This is a genomic window from Actinoplanes sp. NPDC051633, assembly GCF_040681735.1.
In the GTDB taxonomy this organism is placed as follows: domain Bacteria; phylum Actinomycetota; class Actinomycetes; order Mycobacteriales; family Micromonosporaceae; genus Actinoplanes.
On sequence record NZ_JBFAZH010000625.1, the window covers coordinates 1 to 4,702 of the forward strand.

Here is a 4,702-nt window from a genome sequence, read left to right on the forward strand (position 1 = left end):
GTGCTGCGTAAGACCTCCGGGCTCAGCTTCTACAACATCAGCAAGCTCAACTTCCGTACGCTCACCGCCGACCAGGACAACGTGGCCACCAACCTGCGGTCCTACATCGGCGGGTTCGCCCCGGGCGCGGTCGACGTGCTGGAGAAGTACAACTTCGACGCGCAGATCACCCGCCTTGACGAGGCCGGCCTGCTGTATCAGGTGGTCAGCAAGTTCGTCGAGATCGACTTGCGCCCCGAGGTGGTCAGCAACCACCAGATGGGCTACCTGTTCGAGGAACTCGTCCGCAAGTTCTCCGAGATCAGCAACGAGACCGCCGGGGAGCACTTCACCCCGCGCGAGGTCATCAAGCTGATGGTCAATCTGCTGCTCGCCCCCGACGAGGACGAACTAGTCACGCCCGGCATCGTGCGCAAGGTCTACGACCCCGCCTGTGGCACCGGCGGCATGCTCAGCGAGGCGCAGGACCACATCGAGGCGCACAACCCGAACGCCACGGTCGAGGTCTACGGCCAGGAACTCAACGGCGAGACGTACGCAATCTGCCGCTCCGACATGATGATGAAGGGCGGCAACCCCAACAACATCGCGTATGGCAACTCGTTCAACCAGGACGGCCATGAGGGCCAGAAGTTCGACTACATGCTGGCCAACCCGCCGTTCGGCGTGGAGTGGAAAAAGGTCGAGAAGTTCGTCAAGGACGAGGCGGCGCGCGGCTACGCCGGTAGGTTCGGCGCCGGGCTGCCCCGCATCAACGACGGGTCACTGCTGTTCCTCCAGCACATGATCTCCAAGATGAAGCGGCCGGAAGACGGCGGCAGCCGCCTCGCGATCGTCTTCAACGGCTCGCCGCTATTCACCGGGGCGGCTGGCTCGGGAGAGTCGGAGATCCGCCGCTGGATCCTGGAGAACGACTTGCTCGAAGGCATCGTCGCACTGCCCGACCAGCTCTTCTACAACACCGGCATCTCCACGTACTTCTGGATCCTCAGCAACCGCAAAACCCCGGAACGCCGCAAGAAGGTCGTGTTGCTCGACGGCCGCGACTACTGGACCAAGATGCGGAAAAGCCTCGGCGACAAGCGCAAAATGCTCACTGACGACCACATCACCGAACTGACCAAGCTGTATGTCGACGCGCTCGCCGTCGCGGACGACCCCGAACACCCTCAACACAGCAAGATGAAAGTCTTCCAGACCACCGACTTCGGCTACCAGCGCATCGCCGTCGAACGCCCGCTGCGCTTGCGCTTCGAGATCACCGAGGAGACGGTCGCGCTCCTCGCAGATGCCAAGGCCGTCATCCGGTACGCCGAGAACGAGGCGCTCCTGGCATCAGCCAAGGCCCTGATCGGTACGACGGCGAAGACCCGCACCGACTTCGCAATGAAACTGGCCGCCCTCGGCAAAATCCCGGCGCCCGTGGAAAGAGCCGTCTGGGATGCGTTCTCGATCAGCGACCCGGAAGGCGAGATCCAGACCGACCGCAAAGGTAATCCGCTGCCCGACCCCGACCTGCGCGACAACGAAAACGTGCCACTCAACGACGACATCCACGAGTACCTCAAGCGCGAAGTCATCCCACACGTCCCCGACGTCTGGATTGACGAACCTAAGACGAAGATCGGCTACGAAATCCCCTTCACTCGCCACTTCTACGCTTACCAACAATCACGGCCAATCGCCGAAATCGATGCTGAAATTAAGATCCTCGAGGCGCAGATCCAGAGGCTGCTTGGCGAGGTCACGAAATGAGACTGGACAAGGAACTCGACCTTTCCGTGCTAAACGTGGCCCCATCGCATTGGCGGAGGGTTCCTATCTGGTCACTTGTGCGGCGACTCGACGCGAAAGGTCGCCCAGACGCACAACTGCTTTCTGTCTATCGAGATCATGGCGTAGTGCCTACTGGTAGTCGGTCTGACAACTTCAATAAGCCCAGTGAGGACCTGGGTGCATACCGTTTTGTTCGACCTGGGCAGCTTGTCCTTAATAAAATGAAGACTTGGCAGGGATCGCTGGCGGTATCCGACCACGAAGGCATCGTGAGCCCAGCTTACTTCGTCTGTTCTCTGAGCCCGAATGTACATTCGCGATTCGCTCACTATCTTCTTCGATCGGAGCTATACGTCAGTTTCTATGGAGCGCTGTCGAAGGGTATACGTCCAAACCAGTGGGACCTGCCGTTTGATGAGTTTCGATCTCTACCAATGCTGCTTCCTCCAATTGATGAGCAGCGGCGAATCGCCGACTTCCTCGACACTGAGACCAGGCGGATTGACGAAGTGCGTGCTGCGCGACAGCGAATAGTCGGGCTAATGGTCTTGAAGCGCGATCGAGTCATTGACGGGCTGGTCGGTGGTGGTCAAAGTGTCGATCGGTTTGTCCCACTCAAGTATCTGGTATCTTCCGTCAGTGTCGGTATCGTCATCACGCCAGCCGCCTGGTACGTCCCGACCGAGGGTGTGCCGGCCTTGCGGGGTATGAATGTGAGGCCGGGCCGGATCGACGCGAGTGATCTCATTCAGATCAGTCATGAAGGTCACCTCCTGCATCGCAAGTCTCGTCTGCACGCTGGTGATCTCGTCGTGGTTCGGACGGGGCAGGCCGGCGCTGCGGCTGTTGTGCCTCCCGAGCTGGATGGGGTCAACTGCATCGACTTGGTTATCGTGCGGCCGGGTGCCGCACTCGTATCGAAATTTGCCGAGTACCTACTCAACTCCAGCTACGCCAAGCGGCGGGTATCGGAGTTCTCGGTCGGCAGCATCCAAGCGCACTTTAACGTTGCGGCGATGAAGGCGATGCCGGTCCCTCGCTACTCGGTATGCGAGCAGGAACGCATCGTGTCCGATATCGAGAAGGCCGTGGAACCTATCGAGCAATCCGTCAGCCGGATGCGTGAGCAGGACCGGCTCTTAGTCGAGCGGCGGCAAGCGTTGATTACGGCGGCAGTTACTGGTCAGATCGATGTGACTACGGCGGGGGGAGGGGGCTGACGTGAGTGTGCACGGGGAGGGCGCGTTTGAGGCGGCGATCGAGGGGTCGCTGATCGACGGCGGCTGGGAGCAGGGGCTTGCGTACAACTATGACCGGAAGTTGGGGCTGGACACCTCTGAGCTGTTCATCTTCCTCGGGTCCACGCAGAACGAATCCTGGTTGAAGCTGGTCGCCTATCACAGCAGCAACCCGGCGGAGGCGCAGCGGCACTTCGCCGAGTATCTCGCGAAGCAGATCGATGAGCGTGGGCCGCTCGATGTGTTGCGGCGTGGGGTGAAGGACAAGGGGATCCTGTTTCGGCTGGCGTACTTCAAGCCGGCGCACTCCATCACCGATGACGCGCTGAAGCTGTTCCGGGCGAACCGGCTCAGCGTGACCCGGCAGCTGCACTATTCCGAGAGCGAGCCGAAGAAGAGCCTCGATCTGGTGCTGTTCGTCAACGGGATCCCCCTTGCCACGGCCGAGCTGAAGAACCCGCTAACCGGGCAGGCTGTCGAGGACGCCAAGGTGCAGTACCGGACGACACGTGACGCGCGGGAGTTGCTGTTCTCTCGGCGTACCCTCGTGCATTTTGCTGTTGATCCTGATCTGGTTTTTGTGACCACGAAGTTGGCGGGGGAGAAGACGCGGTTTCTGCCCTTCAACACCGGGTCGGCGGGGGCGGGGGTTTCCGGTGGAGCGGGTAACCCAGCGGGTGACGGTTACCGGACCGGGTATCTGTGGGAGCAGATCTGGCGGCCGGAGACGTGGCTGGATCTGGTGCGGCGGTTCCTGCACACCGACAAGGAGTCGCGGGCGCTGATCTTCCCGCGCTATCACCAGTGGCATGCGGTTACCCAGCTCGCTGAGCACGCGGCTGAGCATGGGTCGGGGCAGAACTACCTGGTCATGCACTCGGCCGGGTCGGGCAAGTCGAACACGATCGCGTGGCTGGCGCACCGGCTGTCGAGTTTGCACGGCACGGCGAACGAGGCGGTCTTCGACAAGGTCATCATCATCACCGACCGGGTGGTGCTGGACCGGCAGTTGCAGGACACCGTGTTCCAGTTCGAGCATGTGCCGGGCGTAGTGCAGCGCATCGACAAGGATTCGCAGCAACTGGCCGACGCGCTGCAGGGCGAGACCTCGAAGATCATTATCACGACCGTACAGAAGTTCGGGTTCGTCCTGGAGAAGGTGCAGGGGCTGCGGGGCAGGCGGTTCGCGGTCATCCTCGACGAGGCGCACTCGTCGCAGGCCGGGGAGAACGCCGCCGCGTTGAAGAAGGTGCTGCTGCGGTTGGGCAGCGACGACATCGACCCGGACGGTGACCTGCTGACCGCGTCGGCGTTGGCGCGAGGGCGACACGAGACGCTGTCGTACTTCGCGTTCACCGCGACCCCGAAGGCCAAGACCCTGGAGCTGTTCGGCACGCCTGGCGCCGACGGCAACATGCACCCGTTCCACACGTACTCGATGCGGCAGGCGATCGAGGAGGGGTTCATCCTCGACGTGCTGCGGCAGTACCTGACCTACAAGGCGTACTGGAAGCTGGCCAACGCCAATCCGGACGACCCGGAAGTCGACCCGAAGAAGGCAGGCTCGCAGCTGGCCCGGTTCGCGGTGCTGCACCCGACGATGAACGCGCAGAAGGCGGAGATCATCGTCGAGCATTTCCGCCGGCACTCCGCGCCGCGGCTGGGCGGGCGGGCCAAGGCGATGGTGG

At 61.9% G+C, this 4,702-nt stretch carries 3 protein-coding genes; all 3 read left to right on the forward strand.

Features of this window, described 5'->3' with window-relative positions; translation table 11 throughout:
- Positions 1-1,755, forward strand: a 1,755-nt coding sequence (locus AB0M20_RS28205) for an N-6 DNA methylase (RefSeq protein WP_364303259.1), incomplete at its 5' end; no start/stop codon positions are given.
- A gap of 242 nt (positions 1,756-1,997) precedes the next feature.
- Positions 1,998-2,996 carry a hypothetical protein gene (locus AB0M20_RS28210; RefSeq protein ID WP_364303261.1) on the forward strand — a complete coding sequence of 333 codons (999 nt, stop codon included), beginning with the start codon at positions 1,998-2,000 and terminating at the stop codon, positions 2,994-2,996.
- Position 2,997: 1 nt separating this feature from the next.
- The coding region (locus AB0M20_RS28215) for a DEAD/DEAH box helicase family protein (RefSeq protein WP_364303263.1) at positions 2,998-4,702 on the forward strand (1,705 nt) is incomplete at its 3' end.